Source organism: Dyella caseinilytica (genome assembly GCF_016865235.1).
In the GTDB taxonomy this organism is placed as follows: domain Bacteria; phylum Pseudomonadota; class Gammaproteobacteria; order Xanthomonadales; family Rhodanobacteraceae; genus Dyella_B; species Dyella_B caseinilytica.
The window spans coordinates 1,525,482-1,544,050 of sequence record NZ_CP064030.1 but is presented as its reverse complement, the minus strand read 5'-3'; the positions used below and the strand labels follow the sequence as shown (position 1 = coordinate 1,544,050).

The window sequence follows — 18,569 nt, the reverse complement described above, 5'->3', positions numbered from 1 at the left end:
ACTTGCAAAGATGAAAAAGGCCCACTAGATTCCGCCAACACTTTTTTGGCGCCCAACCAGCCTACAGGGCGCCGACATACGCGACGAACCGGAGGGGTCCGGATCGGCGCGACCCGGCAGAAAGACTTGCCGGTGGACAACTCGCCGTATGCGCGAACGCGCTGCATTCACGGCCTTCGGCCCGCAGCGTCAATGCAGGAAACATGACGATCGACATCGGACATGTCGGTTGTTTTCGCCGCGTTTCTGCGGCCCACCGCTGTCGCCACAAGTTTCGGCGCCAGCGATATATCCAGGTGGAACGGTCTGCCCGCCCGTCCACCGCAACGACGTCAAGGCATGCATGTGTTGTCTTGGCGTACTGCAAATTGGAGGCAGGTATGAAACTTTCCATGTTGTTGTGGCTGATGTCCGTACTGCCCCAACCGCTCGCAGACCAGACTTGTCTGGCGACTACCGTCTATCTGGAAGCACGCAGCCAGTCGACAGTCGGTCAGATGGCCGTGGCAGAAGTTGCCATGCGTCGGCGCGAACGCGGTCAATGGGGTGATACGGTGTGTGATGTGGTGAAATCACCGCATCAATTTGCACTCACCACCACTCCCCTCACTCAGCAGATCGATAATCTCGTAGCATTCCAGAAGGCCTGGGATATCGCCGGCAAATCGATCACTAACTGGGACCTTCCCGCCGACGAACGCCGTATCTTCGTGCCACGCGCAGATCACTTCGCCACCGCATCTATTGCACCAGTGTGGTCACGCAATCACAGCGCCGTGACGATTGGCGACCACAAGTTCTACTCACTCAATTGACGCCAACAAGTACGGCATAAAAAAGGCCCTCGCAAGAGGGCCTTTTCATTTGCAAAGCATTTAATCAAATAGACGTCTAAACGCCTATTTCAATACCAGCATCCATCAGCGCGGATAAACCTGGTTGTTGCTGATCACAACATAGTCACCAGGACGCACACCCGGATTGGGACCCTGCGTAACCGTTGCGTACTGGCCATTATCCAAGCGAACCACAATCTGCCAGGCCGGTACTGTTCCGCCCGGCTGGCTGTTCTGCGAGCCGATCGCATTGCCTACCGCACCACCCGCCACGGCGCCCACCACGGTGGTCGCCGTATTGCCGCGACCGTGGCCGATCGTGCTACCGAGCAAACCACCTGCGACTGCACCGATCACCGTGCCCAGTACGGCGTTATTGTTGTTGCCCTGCTGCTGGATGTAGACCTGCTGCACCTGCTGCACCACACCGCAACTCTGGCAGCCACGATACCCGTAGGTCGTCTGCCCCTGATAGACCGGCTGGGTCTGGCAGCCGGCAAGGGCTGCCGTGCCCACCAGCAGCGCAGCTGCCATACCGAACGTGCCTGATTTGATTTTCACGACAACCTCCTTGGGATTCGATCATTGGGCATCGGAGACGACCGTAACACTCTGCTGTACTTTCACGCGATCACCGGGATCGTGGTCCATGCGAGTGGTACGTGTCACTCCGTTATAGACGTACGTTACGTCATAGCCAACGATATTACTGCTGGTATTCGCAACGGTACTGCAACGGTGAACGACTTCGGATTGAACGTTTGCCTGCTGATGGCTTTCCTCGATTTTCTTGCCCGCATAACCGCCGCCGATCGCACCTGCCGCGGTGGCCAGGCCGTTGCCCTTGCCTGACCCGACCAAATGGCCAAGCAAGCCGCCCGCTACCGCACCGATGGCCATGCCGGCAATCTGATGCTGATCCTTCGGCGGCACGGTCCGGTTGATCACCACGTCATGACAAACCTGCTGCGGGTTGTTGACGTCCTGGCGCACCGGCACCACGCTGACCACCTGGGCGTAACCGTCATCCGCCGCTTGCGGCGGCGCTTGGACAGGAGCCTGCCCCGGCGCTACTGCTACCGCCTGGGCCGCCGCGGCAGCCGTACTGGCCGGCGCCGCACCGTTTGCATCGGCACTCGCCTGCCGGTTGCAGGCTGTCAGGCCGAGCGTGAACGACGCCGCCAGTCCCATGCACAATGCATTGACTACCAACTTACTCATTGCTGAATCTCCTAACTTAAAGACAGCCGCAGCGTAGGCTGCGTCCCCGCGATATCTTACGCTGCGCATTGAAGCGCCGAGATGCTGAATAGGACAGGACCGAAACGCCAAAGTGTCGACCCCTTCGCAAGTCCAGTTAGCGTCCAGTTCGAATCCGGATAAATCCATTGCCCGATACCATGCCAACGCTCGCCGACAGCCATGTCCATCTGGACGACGCCCGCTTCGATGCCGATCGTGATGACGTGCTCGAACGCGCCCGCGCAACCGGTGTGAAGTTGCAGGTCATTCCGGGTACGGATGCTGCGAGCTGGCCACGCATCCACGCCTTGTGTCCGCTGGGTAGCGGGCTGTTTCCGGCATACGGCATGCACCCCATGTTCATGCACCGGCATCGGAGCGAAGATCTCGCCAGCCTGTCACGCTGGCTGGAAACAGGCACCCCCGTCGCGGTCGGCGAGATCGGCCTGGACTTTCATGAAGAAGGCCACGATGCACAAGCGCAGCGCGATGTCTTTCGCCAGCAACTTGGCTTGGCACGCGAATTTGGTCTACCGGTGATCCTGCATGCGCGCGCCGCACTCGACGAAGTGACCAGCACTCTGCGACGCATTGGCGGCCTGCGCGGTGTCGTGCACAGCTTCTCCGGCAGCCAGGAACAAGCCGAGCAATTGTGGAAGATCGGCTTCCATCTCGGCATCGGCGGACCCGTCACCTACGAGCGCGCGCAGCGCCTGCGACGCATCGTCACCAACATGCCGATCGACTATCTGCTGCTTGAGAGCGATGCGCCGGATCAGCCTGGCGCAGCGCATCGCGGTGAGCGCAACGAGCCTTCCTACCTTACCGATACCTTACGTTGCGTGGCCGAATTGCGTGGTGCAGATCCGCAAGAACTCGCCAATGCCACCACGACCAACCTGATGCAGTTGTTCGGCATCAACCCCGAAAGCCTCCCCGTCTCGTAGAACCTGCACATCGTCATCCCGGCGTACGCCGAGAGGACGCACCGACCTGCCCAGCTTTGAAGGGCAAGGAAGGCCGAAACCCATTGCCTTCGCTGCAACGAATTCGCTGAGGCTCGGTCTTCACCGGAGCGACGTTTGATTTCCCTTGCAAACCGGGCTCATTCCCAAACGGCACTTGCAACACCGGAAATCTCACTGCATCATTTATTTCATCAGTGAAATATGCACCAGTGAAATGTCCCTGATTGACCACATCAAGCGACTTGACGAAGGTATCAACGGCATCCGGAAAGCCATCCCGGAACTGCCTGAGGACGCCAAGCTTTGCCGCGTCATGCTGTTAGTGGCTGAGCGCCTGCAGGCCGAGTTCGAGCACAAGCTTCGGCCTTACAAACTCAACGACAGCGAATTCCGCACGCTCGTGATGTTGTTTTCGCGTCCTGATGGCTCTTCCACGCCCGGCGAGCTATGCGAATTCACTTCGCAAGGCGCGACCAACATGACGCGTATCGCCAATGCGCTGGCCAAACGCGGTTTGATTACACGTGGCCCCAGCGCTGCCGATCGCCGACAAGTGGTACTGCAAATCACCGCAGCAGGACGACGCTTCGTGCAAAAAATGCTGCCCGGCATGTTTCCCAGCCTCCTGCAGATCTTCAACGGCTTTAGCCAGACCGACCGGCACCATCTCGGCCGGTTGCTGCGCAAGCTCGCCAACAACCTCAGCCAACTCGAACACGAAGCGGGTGATCCGCCATGAACTCCCTCCCTTCCCTCGCGTCCATGCGCATGCAGCCGCTTGCGCTGGTAACGCTGTTGACGATCGGTCTTGCCGGATGTGTCATTCCGGCGAAGCTGCCGCATCCTGCCTTGCGCGATGACGTGCCGCTGGCCGGATTGCAGGTGCCAACCCGCGCTGGCTGGCCAGCCGCCGACTGGTGGCGCGTCTACAACGATCCGCAGTTGGACGCGTTGATAACGTTGGCGATGAAACAGTCGCCCGATCTCGCGCAGGCGCACTCGCGTGTGCAGACCGCCGAGCAGTCGGTTCGTGTGGCCGCTGCACAAGCGGGCTTGACGATCAACGGCAACGCCCAGGTTACGCGGCAGCGCATGAGCGACCACGGTTTGTTCCCGCCGGCATTGCTAGGTTTCGACTGGTACAACCAGGCCGATCTTGGCGTGCAACTCCAATACGATTTCGATTGGTGGGGCAAGAAACGCAAATCAATCGAAGCCGCGCTGGATCAGGCGCATGCGGCGGAAGCTCAACACAGCGCTGCAGCACTGACGCTGCAAAATGCCGTCGCAGACACGTACTTCGGCTGGCTGGCAGATGAGAACCGGCTCACGCTCGCCAAGCAATCGGTCGCCGTGCAGCAGCGTTTGCTGCAGATCGCGCAGTTGCGCGTGCACCAGGGTGTTGATCTGCCCGACACGGTGCAACAGGCGCGCTCACAACTGGCCAATGCACAACAGGCGCAAGTCACGCTGGAAGGTTCGGTCGAGCTACGCAAAGTGGTGCTTGCAGCCTTGACCAACGTATCGCCCGCCGAATTGCCAAACTTGAAGCCACGCGCGTTGCCCAAGCTGGAAGGCGCCCTGCCCGACGATGTGCGGCTGGATCTGATCGCCCGCCGCCCCGACATCGCCGCCAGCCGCTGGCAAATCGAGGCCTCGCTGAAGCAGACGGATGTTGCACGCGCCCAATACTTCCCGGACGTCAGCATCAACGCGATGGCAGGTCTTTCCAGCACCAACCAGGGTTCGATAACCATTCCAGGACTGGTGGAAGGGAGCAAGGGTGACCTGGGCAATTTGTTCACGGCCGGCAGCCGCGTGTTCGGCATTACACCCGCGGTGCATCTGCCGATTTTCGAAGGCGGTTTGCTGAAAGCCAATTACGGTGCCAGCCGCGCGCAACTTGACGCGTCCATCGCGCAATACAACGTCACCGTGACGGATGCCGCGCGCGACGTCGCCACGCAGGCTGTCACCGCGCAGCAAATTGCCGCGCGCCGCGCAAAGCAGGAAATACAGGTGAAAGCCAACCTGGCACTGCTGGCCTCAGCGCAAGCCCGCCAGGCACATGGCACGCAAGACGCCCGCGAAAGCCTGGCCGCCGAAGCGCAATGGCTGCAACAGCGTGACCAGGCCGTCAGCCTGCACGCCCAGGCGCTCAGCACCGATCTTGCCCTCATCAAGGCGCTGGGCGGCGGTTACCGCTCAGACATCGAGCAAAGCGCGACACCGGTCGCGTCCTCCTCTTCTGCATCCCCTTCGAATCTCCCCGGAGCCCCCTAAATGAGCGCCACTGATATCTCCAAGGACGCCAAAGACAGCGGCCTCGCCGCGAAGGATCCCGCCAAGCGCAGTCGCGCTCTGCTGATCGTCGCAACGGTGTTCGTGCTTGCCGCGGTGATCTGGTTCCTGCTTTGGTTCTTCGTACTCTCGCGTCGCGAGACCACGGACAACGCTTACGTTGGCGGCAACCAGGTCGCGCTTTCGTCGCAGGTCTCCGGCACGGTGGTCGCGATCCTCACCGACGACACCCAGCACGTGGAAGCTGGGCAAGTGCTGGTGAAACTGGATGGCACCGACGCCGATGTGCGTCTGCGCCAGACCAGCAGCGCACTGGCGCAGGCCGTTCGCCAGGTACGCCAGCAGACAGATACCGTCACCAGTGCCGACGCCACCGTCGCGGCGCGTGAAGTGGATCTGCGCAAGGCGCAGGCCGATCTGAAGCGCCATCTGCCGCTGGTCGCGGCGCAAGCCGAATCGCCGGAAACCGTGCAGCACATGCGCGATGCGGTGGCTCAGGCGCAAGCGGCGCTCGATACCGCCAAGGCGCAAGCCAATGCTTCGCGTGCCGCGATTGAAGGCGTGGATATCGCCGACAATCCGACCGTGCAACAGGCGCGCGCGAATTTCCGCGCCGCGTGGATTGCCGCACAACGCAACACCATCGTTGCGCCTGTGACCGGCTACGTCGCGCAACGCAGTGTGCAGCTCGGTTCAAGCATCACACCCGGCCAGCAGCTGATGACCATCGTACCGCTGCACAACCTGTGGATCGATGCGAACTTCAAAGAAAATCAACTGCGCCATATCCGTATCGGCCAGCCGGTGAAGATCTCGACCGACATCTACGGCGGCAGCGTGGAATACCACGGCAAGGTAATCGGCCTCGGCGCCGGCACAGGAAGCGTGTTCTCCCTGCTGCCTGCGCAAAATGCAACCGGCAACTGGATCAAAGTGGTGCAGCGTGTGCCGGTGCGTATCGCGCTCGACAACGACGAGCTCGACAAGCATCCGCTACGCGTAGGGCTGTCCACCGACGTGACGGTAGACATCACCAACGATCAGGGCCCCGTGCTTGCCGCTGCCCCGCAGCAGCCTCCGGCAGAAACCTCGGTGTATGACCGGGTCGCCGCCCAAGCCGACGCGGAAGCGGAAAAGATCATCAGCGCCAATCTCGGCAAATAACACCGGTCTTCGCAAACCAGGCATCCGCAACTTTCACATCACCCCATTGCCTCGGCGTCACTTCGCAAGCGTGAATGACGCCAAGGCAAGATTGCGAGGCCATCATGGCTGCCACTCCTCAAAACGCCGCACCACTAAAGCCTCTGCATGGCATGCCGCTGGTCTTGCTGACCATCGCTGTCGCGTTCAGCACCTTCATGGAGGTGCTGGACATGACCATCGTCAACGTCTCGGTGCCGCATATCGCCGGCAGCCTTGCGGTAAGCCCCAACGAGGGCACGTGGGCCATCAGCTCGTACTCGCTTGCCAGCGCAATCATGCAGCCACTCACCGGCTGGATCGCGCGCCGCTTCGGCGAAGTACGCACCTTCGTTATCTCTGTGCTGCTTTTCGTGCTGTTCTCGATGTTCTGTGGCATGGCCACCACCATGCCGATGCTGGTGTTTGGCCGCCTGATGCAGGGTGCAGGTTCCGGCCCGATGGTGGCACTGTCGCTGACCCTGCTGCTTTCCAGTTATCCCAAGGAACGTCAGGGCGTTGCGCTCGCGATGTGGGCGATGACGGTCGTGATAGCGCCAATCTTCGGCCCGATACTGGGCGGCTGGATCACCGACAACTACTCCTGGCCGTGGATTTTCTACATCAACGCGCCGGTTGGCTTGCTGGCGGCGCTCATCACCTGGACCTTGTTGCACAAGCGCGAAACCAAAACCGCCCGCACACCGATCGATGCGGTTGGCCTCATATTGCTGATCGCTGGCGTGGGCTGCCTGCAGTTCATGCTGGACAACGGCAACGACCACGACTGGTTCAACTCCCCCCTGATCCTGTCACTGGGCCTGATCGCGGTGGTTTGCCTCACCTTTCTGGTGGTCTGGGAAATTCACGCCAAGCATCCGGTCATCGACCTGTCGCTGTTCAAGAAACGCAATTTCACGGTGGGCGTCATCAGCCTGTCGCTGGGCATGTTCGCCTTCTTCGGCATCAACGTGGTGTTTCCGTTGTGGCTGCAAACCACACTCAACTACACCGCAACCTGGGCAGGTCTGGCGGCCGCGCCCAGCGGCGTGCTGGCGTTCCTGTTGTCGCCAATCATCGGCCGCAACATGCACAAGATCGACCTGCGTATCCTGGTGACGCTGGCGTTCGTGATCTTTGCGGGCACGTCTTATTGGTTCTCGACGTTTGACAGTGCAGCGTCGTTCGGCACTCTGATCGTGCCGCGCTTCGTGATGGGCCTGGCGATTCCCTGTTTCTTCATCCCGCTGAACCAGATCTACCTCTCCGGCCTGCCGGCGTCGGAGATCGCCAGCGCCTCGGGACTTTCCAACTTCTTCCGCACGCTCGGCTCCAGCGTCTCCACCGCCGTGATGGTGACCCTGTGGCAGCATCGGGGTATCTATCACCACGCCTCATTGACCGAATACGTCAATAACGGCACGCCAGCCTCGAGCCAGTATCTGGACAAACTGTCGCACCTGGGCCTGAGCGCCACCCAGAAATTGGGCTACATCAACCAGATCGTGGACCGGGAGGGCTACACCCTGGCCGTCAACGACGTGTTCTACGGCTGCGCCGTCCTGTTCGTATTGCTGCTGCCCGTGCTGTGGTTTGCCCGGCCGCCCTTTGGCAGCGCGGGCGGCGGCGCGGGGCATTGATGTCAGGGGGCTGGGAGAGCGGCGCCCCTTCACCCTCCTCTCGGCCCATCCCCATTGCTGCACCCCTGGGTGCAGCATAAAAGCTGAACACCGACTGGTGCGGCGCAATACCTTCTGCTAGCTTGTGCCGCATGGCACAAGCAAATCGCATCATTAAGAAGTACCCGAACCGTCGACTCTACGACACGGAGATCTCCAGCTACATCACGCTGGAAGAAGTCCGTCAGCTGGTTTTGGATGGCGAACACTTCCAGGTTCTTGACGCCAAGTCGGGCGAGGACCTGACCCGTTCCGTGCTGCTCCAGATCATCTCGGAGCACGAGGAAAAGGGACAACCGATGTTGTCGCCCCAGCTGTTGAGTCAGATCATCCGTTTCTATGGCGACTCCTTGCAGGGATTCATGGGACCATACCTGGAGCGCAGTCTGCAGGTCTTCCTGGACCAGCAGCAGCAGTTCCGTACTCAGCTCAACAGCTTGATGGGGCAGACCCCCTGGTCGCTGTTGAACGACCTGACGCAGCGGAATCTGGATGCGTGGAAATCGATGCAGAGCGGCTTTTTGGATGCCGCCTCGCAGGCGACGCCCAGCCCCGGCCAGCCCGCTCGTCCTGGCACTGGCCCCGGCACCAAGAAACCCTGAGATCGGGAATCCCAGTGATTCGTGGTCGTGATCCCGCTGCGGCACAACATGTGCTGCCGCGCGGCATGCGTGGAATCCATACGTGATGACTTCGTCAAATCCCACTTCCCGTGTCGCCATCGTGACCGGTGGCATCGGCGGCATCGGTACCGAAATCTGCATGCGGCTGGCCGACGCCGGACGGCAGGTGATCGCGGTGGATCTGGCCACGCGCGGTGAACGCATCGAAGCCTTTCGCGAACAAGTTTCTGTTTACAACGGCGCTATCCGTTTCGAACCCGGCGATGTCAGTGACTTCAAGGGCTGTGGCAGCCTGATCGCCCATATCGAGCGCAGCATCGGCCCGGCCGATATTCTGGTCAATGCAGCTGGCATCACGCGCGACACCAGCCTGCGCAAAATGGATCCGCAGCACTGGCACGACCTGATGCGCGTCAACCTCGACGGCGTGTTCAACATGTGTCGGCATGTGGTGGAAGGCATGACGGCACGCAGCTTCGGCCGCATCGTCAATCTGAGCTCGGTGAACGGCCAGACCGGCCAGTTCGGCCAGACCAACTACTCCGCTGCAAAGGCTGGTGTGCACGGCTTCAGCATGGCGCTGGCACGCGAAACCGCTCGCAAGGGTGTCACCGTCAACACCGTTTCTCCCGGTTATTGCGACACCCCGATGGTGGCCGCGGTGCCGCACGACATCCGCCAGCAGATCATTGCCGACATCCCCGTCGGACGCCTGGGTACACCATCTGACATCGCCCGCGCGGTGATATTCCTCACCGCCGATGACGCCAGCTACATCACCGGCGCCAATCTGCCGGTGAACGGCGGCTACTTCATGAGCTTCTGAAAGGTTCCAGCAAGAGCATTCCTGGCTCAACGTACTTGCCTTGAACGCCCAGTTGCGGAACAGTGACAAGCTTCCTCCCACGGGTTGCAGCATGACACGGCAAGCTATCACCCTGATCGGCGGCGGTCTGGTCGGCGCCCTGCTCGCCCAGCTGCTGGCCAGGCGCGGATTCGCGGTGGAGGTCTTCGAGAAACGTCCCGATCCCCGCCGTGTCGGTTTTTCCGGTGGCCGCTCGATCAACCTTGCACTTGCCGAACGAGGCCTGCAGGCGTTGCGCACCGCCGGTCTGGGCGACGATGTCATGCAACGCGCGGTGATGATGCGTGGCCGCATGGTGCATCCGCGCGAAGGCGCTTCCGGTCTGCAGCGCTATGGTGTCGACGACAGCGAAGTGATCTGGTCAGTGTCGCGCGGCGGCCTGAACATGTTGCTGCTGGATGCGGCGGAAGCCGCCGGGGTGAAGCTGCATTTTGGCCAGTCGCTGCTCGCCGCCGATCTTGATGCCAGACACGTCACGCTGGCTGACGAACACGGCAACCAGCGCCAGCACGATGCAGCAGTAGTGATAGGCGCCGATGGCGCCGGCTCCGCCTTGCGCACAGCGATGAATGATTACCTGCCGCTCGGCATCCGTGTTGAGCCACTGGGCCATGGCTACAAGGAACTGGAGATTCCGCACGCCGCCGGCCCCAACCGCTTTGCCATCGAACCCAACGCGCTGCACATCTGGCCGCGCGGCGGCTACATGTGCATTGCGCTGCCAAACACCGAGGGCAGCTTTACCGTCACCTTGTTCCTGCCGGCGCACGACAAACATCCGAGTTTCGACACGTTGCCGGATGCTGCAACCGCCGCGGCTTTCTTCCGCGAAGATTTTCCGGATCTGTTGCCGCTGATTCCGCGCTTCGCAGAGGATTACGACAGCCATCCGGTCGGCAGCCTGTCCACGCTCTATCTTGACCGCTGGCATATCGATGGCCGTGCACTGCTGATCGGCGATGCCGCGCATGCCATCGTGCCATTCCACGGCCAGGGCATGAATTGCGGTTTCGAGGACACCGTTGTACTGGCCGATCTGCTGGCCGAATCCGGCAGCGATACTGGCGACGCATTCGCCGAGTTCCAGCGCATCCGCCAGCCCAACGCCGATGCCATCGCTGCGATGGCGCTGGAAAATTACATCGAGATGCGCGATTCAGTGGCCGATCCGCGTTATCTCGCCAAGCGTGACCTGGGCGCACGGCTCGCCGAGCGTGCGCCAAAGCATTTCATGGCGCGCTACCGCATGGTCACCTTCACGCACCTGCCCTACGCGTATGCGTACGAGCGCGGTCGCGCCCAAGACCAACTCCTCGAACAATTGCTGCGTGGTTCAACCAGCGCGAACGATGTGCAGCTCGATACCGCCGTCAAGACGCTGGAAGCCACCCTGCCTCCGCTACCCCAATTACGCCATGGATAATTCACTGATCGACACCTATCGGACCACCGATTACCGGGTACGCCTTCCGAAAGGCGGCTGGGTTTCCATCCACGTCGACGCCGCACTGCCGGCGCCGCTGCATTCGCTGATCGGTGAACGAAGCTGGGCTTTCATCACCGCCTGGAACCCCGGCTCGCACGTGCAGTTGCGACAACAGAACCATGTTGCGCAGCACGCCTTGCTCGCCGCTTTGCGCCACCTGCCGCGCACCACATGCATCCGTCCCGGGCTTGGTGTCGGCGGCGCCTGGCGCGAGGCGAGCCTTTTCGTGGTCGGGCCCAACCTGGCCGATATCGATGAACTGGCGCAGCAATTCCAGCAAAACGCCTATGTACATGGCCTTGGTCAGGGTTATGCGCGCCTGCGCCTGAGCAGTGACAGGCCGCCGCATGGACAAGCAGGCTGAGCCATCCTAACAATGCCAGGAATGAATCCCAGCACCTCGGCCACACCTCTACTCGAAGCCCGCGCACTGAGCTTTCATCGCCAGGACGAGCCGGTATTCGGCCCGCTGGATTTCCGCCTCGACGCCGGCGAACTCACCTTGATCGAAGGTGACAACGGCAGCGGCAAGACCACCTTGATGCGCATCCTCACCGGTTTGCTGCACCCGGAAGAAGGTCAACTACTCTGGCGCGGCGAACCGCTGACCTGGGACCGCTGCAGCGGCGAAGTGATATTCCTCGGCCATCAACTGGGCCTGAAAGCTGAACTCAGTCCACGCGAAAACCTGGCATTCGCGATCGGCCTGTATGGCCATCGCAACCTTGAGCGCATCGACGAGGCACTCACCCTGGTTGGACTGAACGGATACGAGGATGAAGCCGTACGCAAACTTTCCGCAGGCCAGAAAAAGCGCGTCGCGCTTGCCCGTCTACTGCTGATTCCGGCCAGCCTGTGGTTACTGGACGAGCCCTACGCCAACCTGGACCGCACCGGCATCGAGCTGGTCAACCGACTGTTGGAAGCGCACGTCGCCCAAGGCGGCGCGGCGCTGGTGACCAGCCATGGCGCAGTGCAATTCCACGGTGGCGAGCCACAACGGATCCGGCTGCATGGCTGATCCACGGCGTTCCGGTCTGGGGCATGCCTGCATGGCCGTGCTGCGTCGCGATCTCACCTTGGCCTGGCGTCAACGCGGCGACATGGCGCTACCGGTGTTGTACGCCTTGATCGTCACCTCGCTGTTTCCGTTTGCACTGGGGCCGGAAGACGCCTTGCTGCGCCGCATTGCCGGCGGCGTGGTGCTGGTCACTGTGCTGCTGGCGATGCTGCTGGCGTTGGATGCGATGTTCCGCAGCGATATCGAAGACGGCTCGCTGGAGCAACTGATGCTGGCGCCACAACCGCTGGCATTGATGCTGGGTATGAAGATCCTGGCGCACTGGCTGGCGACCGCTGTACCCCTGATCGTGATCGCACCGTTGCTGGCTGGCATGCTGCACCTGCCAACGCCAGTAATCCCGGTTTTACTGCTCGCCTTGCTGCTGGCCACGCCGCTGCTCAGCCTGCTCGGCGGCGTGCTTGTCGCGCTTACGGCCGGCACTCGGCGCTCTGGTATGCTGCTGGCGCTGATGCTGCTGCCGCTGTGCGTGCCGGTGGTGATCTTTGCCGCCGGGGCGCTGGCAGCCGCCCAGGAGGGGCTGCCGTGGATCGCCCCTATCGCATGGTTAGGCGCGGCGTTCGCACTGACCGTCGTGCTCGCTCCATTGGCATGCGCGGCGGCACTTCGCATAGCGCTGGATTCGTAGCCATGGCCAACTGGATCCCATTGTGGTTGCACAAACTGAGCTCGCCGCCGGTCTTCTACCGCTTCGCCGGTAGGTTGCGGCCATGGGCGATTGCGCTGGCGCTGATTCTCGGCCTGGTCGCGCTGTACGGCGGCTTGGTGCTGGCGCCGCCTGATTATCAGCAAGGCGATGACTACCGCATCATCTTCATTCACGTGCCCTGTGCATGGATGAGTCTGTTTGTCTACGCGATCATGGGTATCGCGTCTTTCATTGCGCTGGTCTGGCGCATCAAGCTGGCGGAAGTGGTGGCGATGGCCTCGGCGCCGATCGGCGCTTCCTTCACCTTTATCACGCTGGTGACCGGTTCGCTGTGGGGCGAACGCATGTGGGGCACATGGTGGACCTGGGATGCGCGGCTCACTTCCGAACTCGTGCTGTTGTTCCTGTACCTGGGCGTGATCGGCTTGTACCACTCGTTCGAGGATCGCCGGCAAGGTGCGCGCACGGCGGCGTTCCTCGCGCTGATCGGCATCGTCAACGTACCGATCGTGCACTTCTCGGTGAACTGGTGGAACACCTTGCACCAAGGCTCCACCATTCGCTTGCTGGGTCCGTCGACCATGGCAGGGTCGATGATCTGGCCGCTGCTCACCATGATGGCCGCCACCAAGTTCTACTACATCGCCAGCCTGTTCGGCCGCACGCGCACCGATCTGCTTGCGCTGGAAAGCGGCAAGGACTGGGTACGCCAGATCGCCGAAGACGAGGGCCGCCGATGAGCCATTCGCTGCAATCGTTCTTTGCCATGGGCGGTTATGCCGCCTATGTGTGGCCCGCCTATGGCGTGTTTTTTACCGTGCTGCTGATCGACTGGCTGGCGCCGCAATTTCGCCGCCGTCGCCTGCTGCGCGAATTACGCGGACGCTTGGCGCGGCAGGACGCGCGCAAGGAACGTGCTTCTGCTCCCTCTCCCCTCCGGGGAGAGGGTTGGGGTGAGGGGCCACGCTTGCCATGAAGTTCAATGCTCCGCACAAGAAATTTAGCGATAACTCCATGCTAGAGAACAATCCGCATCGCAAGATTGTCCCCTCACCCCAGCCCTCTCCCCGAAGGGGAGAGGGCGTAAAGCAACTGCAAGTCCAAATATGAATCCAACGCGCCAACGCCGGCTCACCATCGTCATCATTGTTCTCGTCGCCGTGATCATTTCCGCGGCGCTGGCTGTGTACGCCCTGCAGCAGAACATGAACTACCTGTTTACACCGAGCCAGGTGCAGGCGGGCGAAGCGACGCACTACAAAACGTTCCGCCTCGGCGGCATGGTGAAACAAGGATCGATACAGCGCAGCAGTGATTCGCTCAAGGTCACCTTTACCGTCATCGATGCCAGCGGTGCCATGCCGGTGGAGTACGACGGCATCCTGCCTGATCTGTTCCGCGAGAACCAATCGGTGATCACGACCGGCCACATGGACAACGGCCGCTTCGTCGCCACCGAAGTGCTGGCCAAACACGACGAAACCTACATGCCCAAAGAGCTGAAAGATGCGATGACCAAGGCGCACGCCGGCAAGCACATCGATGAAGCTGCCAACCAGGACAAGCCGCAGCCATGACCCCTGAACTCGGCCAACTGGCGCTGATTCTTGCCCTGATGCTGGCGCTGGCGCAAAGCATCCTGCCGCTGGTCGGCGCATGGCGAGGCAATCGCGCACTGATGGCCGTGGCGCGACCGGCAGCCACCGGACAAGCCGTGTTCGTCGCGCTGGCGTTCGCAATCCTGGTGTGGGCATTCCTGCGTTTTGATTTTTCGGTGCAGTACGTCGCGGACAATTCCAATGTGCAGTTGCCCTGGTATTACCGCATCGCTGCCGTGTGGGGCGCGCACGAAGGTTCGATGCTGCTGTGGGTGCTGATTCTCAACGTCTGGACGGTGGCGTTTGCACTCTTCAGCCGGCAACTGCCTGAGGTGTTTCTTTCACGCGTGTTGAGTGTGCTGGGAATCATTTCGGTCGGGTTTCTCTGCTTCATCCTGTTCACCTCCAACCCGTTCGCGCGACTGCTGCCGATGCCGCCCGACGGCGCCGATCTCAATCCGATCCTGCAAGACCCGGGCATGACCTTTCATCCGCCTGTGTTGTACATGGGCTATGTGGGTTTCTCGGTGGCCTTCGCGTTCTCCATCGCCGCGTTGCTGGGTGGTTCGATGGAGCAGGCCTGGGTGCGCTGGGCGCGGCCGTGGACCAATGCAGCGTGGGGCTTTCTGTCTTGCGGCATTGTCGCCGGCAGTTGGTGGGCGTATGCGGAACTGGGCTGGGGCGGCTGGTGGTTCTGGGATCCGGTGGAGAACGCCAGCTTCATGCCGTGGCTGGTGGGCGTGGCCTTGATTCATGCGCAGGCGGTGACGGAGAAGCGCGGTTCGCTGCGCGCGTGGACAATTCTGCTGTCGCTATTTGCCTTTTCGCTATCGCTGCTGGGCACGTTCCTGGTGCGTTCGGGCATTCTTACTTCCGTTCATGCCTTTGCCTCTGATCCGCGCCGCGGCACTTACATACTCTGCTTCCTCGCCATCGTGGTCGGCGGATCGTTGTTGCTATACGCACTGCGTGCGCCGAAAGTCGCCGGCGGCAAAGCGTTCGCCCTGGTTTCTCGCGAAAGTGCGATCTTGATCGGCAACCTGATGTTCACCGTAGCCGCGGCGATGGTGTTACTCGGCACACTTTTCCCGCTGCTGGGCGACGCGCTGAATCTGGGCAAGATCTCGGTAGGCCCGCCCTACTTCGGCCTGCTGTTTCCGCTGCTGATGTTGCCGGTGGTCGTGCTGCTGCCGTTTGGTCCGTTCCTGCGCTGGGGCAAGAGCGATGCGCCCGTGCTCAAGCAAGTACTGGTGCGTGCAGGTATCGCTGCAGCAGCCTGCGCAGTAATCGCGGCGTTCTTTGTGGAAGGACAGCTCAAGGCCATCGCCGGTGTCGCCGGTGCCGTGTGGGTTGGCGTGGGCGTCGTGCTGTACGTGGTCAAGCGCTGGCGCGAGATGCCTGCAGGTCGCCGTTATCCCGCTGAAATGGGGGGCATGCTGCTGGCACATGTCGGCGTGGCGATCTTTGTGATTGGCGTGTTGCTGTCCGAATCACTCAGCGTTACACGCGATGTGCGCATGTCGCCAGGACAAGTCGCTTCGGTGGGCGGCTACGAGTTCCGCTTCGACGGCGTTACGAAAGCAACCGGTCCGAACTGGGAGGCCGCGCAAGGCGTGGTTACCGTATCGCGCAGCGGTGCAACAGTGGCCGTGATGCATCCACAGAAACGCACCTATTCGCACGAGCAAGTGCAAACCACCTCCGCTGTCGATCCCGGCATCACACGCGATCTGTATGTTGCCTTGGGCGAGCCGATGGATCCGCAGCACATCGAAGGTGCGTGGGCGTTGCGTCTTTACACCAAGCCCTTTATCCGCTGGATATGGGGTGGTGGCCTGCTCATGATGCTAGGTGGCTTCGTCAGTGCGGCGGATCGGCGTTTCCGTGTGAAACGCGAATCCGAAACGGTGCAGCCGCTCGCTGCACCGGCGCAGGAGTCCCAGGCATGAGCCGTCTGCTGCCCTTTTTCGGATTCCTGTTGCTCGCAGCCCTGCTCGGTTTTGGTATCTGGTGGAACAGTTCGCACGATCCTACTGCGGTGCCCTCGCCACTAATCAATAAACCCGCACCTGCCTTTGCCCTGCCCAAACTGGATGAACCCGCGCAGACGGTGACCAAGGAATCCATGCTGGGCAAGCCCTACCTGGTGAACGTGTTTGCCAGCTGGTGTTTCGCCTGCGGCGACGAACACCCCGTGCTGATGGCTGAATCACAAAATCTCGGTATTCCGGTGGTCGGCTACGACTACAAGGACGACCCCAACGATGCCAAGGCATGGCTGGCAAAACACGGTAATCCTTACAACACAGTGATCACCGACGAATCCGGCCATACCGCGATCGATTTCGGCGTGTACGGTGCGCCGGAAACTTTCCTCATCGATGGCAAGGGCGTGATCCGCTACAAGCGCATCGGCCCGTTGACGCCGGAGATCATCGCGCAGCAACTCAAGCCGGCGATTGCGGCCTTGCAGAAGGAAGCGCCGTAATGGGCAACTTCCTTCGCACTGCCTTGCTTGTCCTGCTGATCGCCATCACTGGCGTGGTGGCGGCACAGGCCATCGATCCGCTGCCGTTCCGCGATCATGCCGAGGAACTGCGCTTCCAGCACCTCACCAGCGAGTTGCGCTGTCTTGTCTGCCAGGATGAAAATCTCGCCGACTCTAACGCCGACTTTGCGCGCGACCTGCGCCACAAGGTGTTTGAGCTAATGCAGCAGGGCAAGAGCGACGCGGAAATCAAGCAATATCTGGTGGATCGTTATTCTGATTTCGTGCTTTACGATCCGCCCGTGAACGCACACACCTGGCTGCTATGGTTCGGGCCACTGCTGATCCTAATTGCAGGTGGCTTCGCCGTTGGCTACACGATCCGCAAGCGCAGCCGGGCCAGCATGCCCGCAGCACCCGTCGACAGTGGGGATGATTGGTGAAACCTGCCTTTTACATAGCCGCCGCAGTGATGATCGCTGTGGCGTTGGCATTACTGCTGCTTCCCCTGCTACGTCACGGCCGGCGCTCGCGTAGCCCACGTGGCATCTTCGTGCTGATGTTGTTCGTGGCACTGGTCGTTCCTGTCGGTGCCGCCCTGCTCTATCTGCAGATCGGTACGCCTTCGGTGCTTAACGGCATACCGACGCAGACGCAAACGACCACAGACATCAACACGGCACTGGACGAACTGCGCGCCCACCTCGCCGCCAATCCCAAGGATGCACAAGGCTGGATGCTGCTCGCCCAAGCAGCGATGGAAATGCAGAAGCCCGGCGATGCGCGCGATGCTTTTGATCATGTGCTGCAGCTCACCCCGAACGATACGGCAGCCATGACAGGCTGGGCCGAAGCCGATGCTGCCGCACAGCCCGATCATCGCATCCAGGGCCGCGCGCGCGATTTGCTGCAACAGGCGGTCAAGCTTGAGCCTGATAATCAACGTGGCCTTTGGTTGCTCGGCATCAGCGATTATCAGCAAGGCCAATACGCCGATGCGGCAGCTACCTGGCGCGTGTTGCAGCCGCAATTGCAGCCCGGCTCGAGCGTGGCTCAGGCTGTCGCGCAGCAAATCGCGCTGGCTGAAGCGCGGGCAAGTGGCAAACCTGCGCCGACTTCAAGCACCCGCACGCCGCCGTCATCGGACCATTCACAAGAACCTGCCTTGCAGGTGAAGGTGGCATTGGCTCCGGCACTCAAACAAAAACTCACCACCGGTGATACGTTATTCGTCTACGCGCGTGCGGAAAACGGTCCGCCGATGCCGCTCGCGGTCGCGAGGCTCGATGCCAGCCAGTTGCCAACTACGGTGACGCTGACCGATGCCATGGGCATGATGCCGTCCATGAAATTGTCATCCGTGCAGCGCGTTTTTGTCGGCGCACGTATCAGTCATAGTGGTGAAGCGGTCGCCCAGACCGGAGATCTGGAAGGCGATGCCGGTGTTGTCGCTGTGGACAGCAAAACGCCGGTCAACATCCTGATCGACAAAGTGCATGATTAGCCCGTAACTTGGCAGAGCGCCGGCACACTTCAACGGCACCACGTCATGTCTTGAATGCAAGCACATC

The 18,569-nt window shown here is 61.2% G+C and carries 21 protein-coding genes; 19 read left to right on the top strand and 2 right to left on the bottom strand.

Annotation, left to right across the window (positions count from 1 at the left end; genetic code table 11):
- The first annotated feature begins 380 nt into the window (after positions 1–380).
- Positions 381–815, top strand: coding sequence for a cell wall hydrolase (locus ISN74_RS06585; protein WP_188798551.1), 435 nt, complete (start codon positions 381–383; stop codon positions 813–815).
- 105 nt (positions 816–920) lie between these two features.
- On the opposite strand, the gene ISN74_RS06580 is transcribed toward ISN74_RS06585, so the two are convergent.
- Together ISN74_RS06580 and ISN74_RS06575 are read right to left on the bottom strand one after the other, a co-directional pair.
- Positions 921–1,397 (bottom strand): glycine zipper 2TM domain-containing protein, encoded by a 477-nt coding sequence (locus tag ISN74_RS06580; RefSeq protein WP_229679052.1) that lies wholly within the window; start codon positions 1,395–1,397, stop codon positions 921–923.
- A 21-nt stretch (positions 1,398–1,418) separates the two neighbouring features.
- On the bottom strand, positions 1,419–2,057 hold the full coding sequence (locus ISN74_RS06575) for a glycine zipper 2TM domain-containing protein (RefSeq protein WP_188798550.1): 639 nt from the start codon (positions 2,055–2,057) through the stop codon (positions 1,419–1,421).
- 179 nt (positions 2,058–2,236) lie between these two features.
- Here ISN74_RS06575 and ISN74_RS06570 point away from each other — a divergent pair, with 179 nt between their 5' ends.
- The 18 genes from ISN74_RS06570 to ISN74_RS06485 all read left to right on the top strand — a co-directional run bounded on the left by ISN74_RS06570 (position 2,237) and on the right by ISN74_RS06485 (position 18,502).
- Positions 2,237–3,025 carry a TatD family hydrolase gene (locus ISN74_RS06570; protein WP_188799549.1) on the top strand — a complete coding sequence of 263 codons (789 nt, stop codon included), beginning with the start codon at positions 2,237–2,239 and terminating at the stop codon, positions 3,023–3,025.
- Positions 3,026–3,260: 235 nt separating this feature from the next.
- The gene (locus ISN74_RS06565; protein ID WP_188798548.1) at positions 3,261–3,785 is read left to right on the top strand and encodes a MarR family winged helix-turn-helix transcriptional regulator; all 525 of its coding nucleotides are present in this window, start codon (positions 3,261–3,263) and stop codon (positions 3,783–3,785) included.
- Positions 3,782–5,329: an efflux transporter outer membrane subunit gene (locus ISN74_RS06560; RefSeq protein WP_188798547.1), complete on the top strand. Its 1,548-nt coding sequence runs from the start codon at positions 3,782–3,784 to the stop codon at positions 5,327–5,329. Before ISN74_RS06565 ends, ISN74_RS06560 begins: the two co-directional genes overlap by 4 nt.
- Positions 5,330–6,511: an HlyD/EmrA/EmrK family protein gene (locus ISN74_RS06555; protein ID WP_188798545.1), complete on the top strand. Its 1,182-nt coding sequence runs from the start codon at positions 5,330–5,332 to the stop codon at positions 6,509–6,511. It begins immediately after the preceding gene.
- Between the two features lie 104 nt (positions 6,512–6,615).
- On the top strand, positions 6,616–8,169 hold the full coding sequence (locus ISN74_RS06550) for a DHA2 family efflux MFS transporter permease subunit (RefSeq protein WP_188798543.1): 1,554 nt from the start codon (positions 6,616–6,618) through the stop codon (positions 8,167–8,169).
- A 131-nt stretch (positions 8,170–8,300) separates the two neighbouring features.
- On the top strand, positions 8,301–8,810 hold the full coding sequence (gene phaR, locus ISN74_RS06545) for a polyhydroxyalkanoate synthesis repressor PhaR (RefSeq protein WP_188798540.1): 510 nt from the start codon (positions 8,301–8,303) through the stop codon (positions 8,808–8,810).
- A gap of 85 nt (positions 8,811–8,895) precedes the next feature.
- Positions 8,896–9,657, top strand: a complete 762-nt coding sequence (gene phbB, locus ISN74_RS06540) for an acetoacetyl-CoA reductase (RefSeq protein WP_188799548.1) — start codon at positions 8,896–8,898, stop codon at positions 9,655–9,657.
- A gap of 91 nt (positions 9,658–9,748) precedes the next feature.
- On the top strand, positions 9,749–11,119 hold the full coding sequence (locus ISN74_RS06535; RefSeq protein WP_188798531.1) for an FAD-dependent oxidoreductase: 1,371 nt from the start codon (positions 9,749–9,751) through the stop codon (positions 11,117–11,119).
- Complete coding sequence (locus tag ISN74_RS06530) at positions 11,112–11,546, top strand: DUF3293 domain-containing protein (protein ID WP_188798529.1); 435 nt, start codon at positions 11,112–11,114, stop codon at positions 11,544–11,546. Before ISN74_RS06535 ends, ISN74_RS06530 begins: the two co-directional genes overlap by 8 nt.
- Before the next feature lie 21 nt (positions 11,547–11,567).
- Positions 11,568–12,203, top strand: coding sequence for a cytochrome c biogenesis heme-transporting ATPase CcmA (gene ccmA, locus ISN74_RS06525; RefSeq protein WP_188798526.1), 636 nt, complete (start codon positions 11,568–11,570; stop codon positions 12,201–12,203).
- Positions 12,196–12,891, top strand: a complete 696-nt coding sequence (gene ccmB, locus ISN74_RS06520; RefSeq protein ID WP_188798524.1) for a heme exporter protein CcmB — start codon at positions 12,196–12,198, stop codon at positions 12,889–12,891. The genes ccmA and ccmB overlap by 8 nt, the downstream gene beginning before the upstream one ends.
- Positions 12,892–12,893: 2 nt before the next feature.
- Positions 12,894–13,652: a heme ABC transporter permease gene (locus ISN74_RS06515; RefSeq protein ID WP_188798522.1), complete on the top strand. Its 759-nt coding sequence runs from the start codon at positions 12,894–12,896 to the stop codon at positions 13,650–13,652.
- Positions 13,649–13,888, top strand: coding sequence for a heme exporter protein CcmD (gene ccmD / locus ISN74_RS06510; RefSeq protein ID WP_188798520.1), 240 nt, complete (start codon positions 13,649–13,651; stop codon positions 13,886–13,888). The genes ISN74_RS06515 and ccmD overlap by 4 nt, the downstream gene beginning before the upstream one ends.
- A 130-nt stretch (positions 13,889–14,018) precedes the next feature.
- Positions 14,019–14,489 carry a cytochrome c maturation protein CcmE gene (gene ccmE / locus ISN74_RS06505; protein ID WP_188798518.1) on the top strand — a complete coding sequence of 157 codons (471 nt, stop codon included), beginning with the start codon at positions 14,019–14,021 and terminating at the stop codon, positions 14,487–14,489.
- Positions 14,486–16,459, top strand: a complete 1,974-nt coding sequence (locus ISN74_RS06500) for a heme lyase CcmF/NrfE family subunit (RefSeq protein ID WP_188798516.1) — start codon at positions 14,486–14,488, stop codon at positions 16,457–16,459. The genes ccmE and ISN74_RS06500 overlap by 4 nt, the downstream gene beginning before the upstream one ends.
- Entirely contained in the window at positions 16,456–16,998 is a 543-nt protein-coding gene (locus tag ISN74_RS06495) for a DsbE family thiol:disulfide interchange protein (protein WP_188798514.1), read from the top strand. Before ISN74_RS06500 ends, ISN74_RS06495 begins: the two co-directional genes overlap by 4 nt.
- Positions 16,998–17,441 carry a cytochrome c-type biogenesis protein gene (locus ISN74_RS06490; protein WP_188798512.1) on the top strand — a complete coding sequence of 148 codons (444 nt, stop codon included), beginning with the start codon at positions 16,998–17,000 and terminating at the stop codon, positions 17,439–17,441. Before ISN74_RS06495 ends, ISN74_RS06490 begins: the two co-directional genes overlap by 1 nt.
- The gene (locus ISN74_RS06485) at positions 17,438–18,502 is read left to right on the top strand and encodes a tetratricopeptide repeat protein (RefSeq protein ID WP_188798503.1); all 1,065 of its coding nucleotides are present in this window, start codon (positions 17,438–17,440) and stop codon (positions 18,500–18,502) included. Before ISN74_RS06490 ends, ISN74_RS06485 begins: the two co-directional genes overlap by 4 nt.
- Positions 18,503–18,569 lie beyond the last annotated feature (67 nt).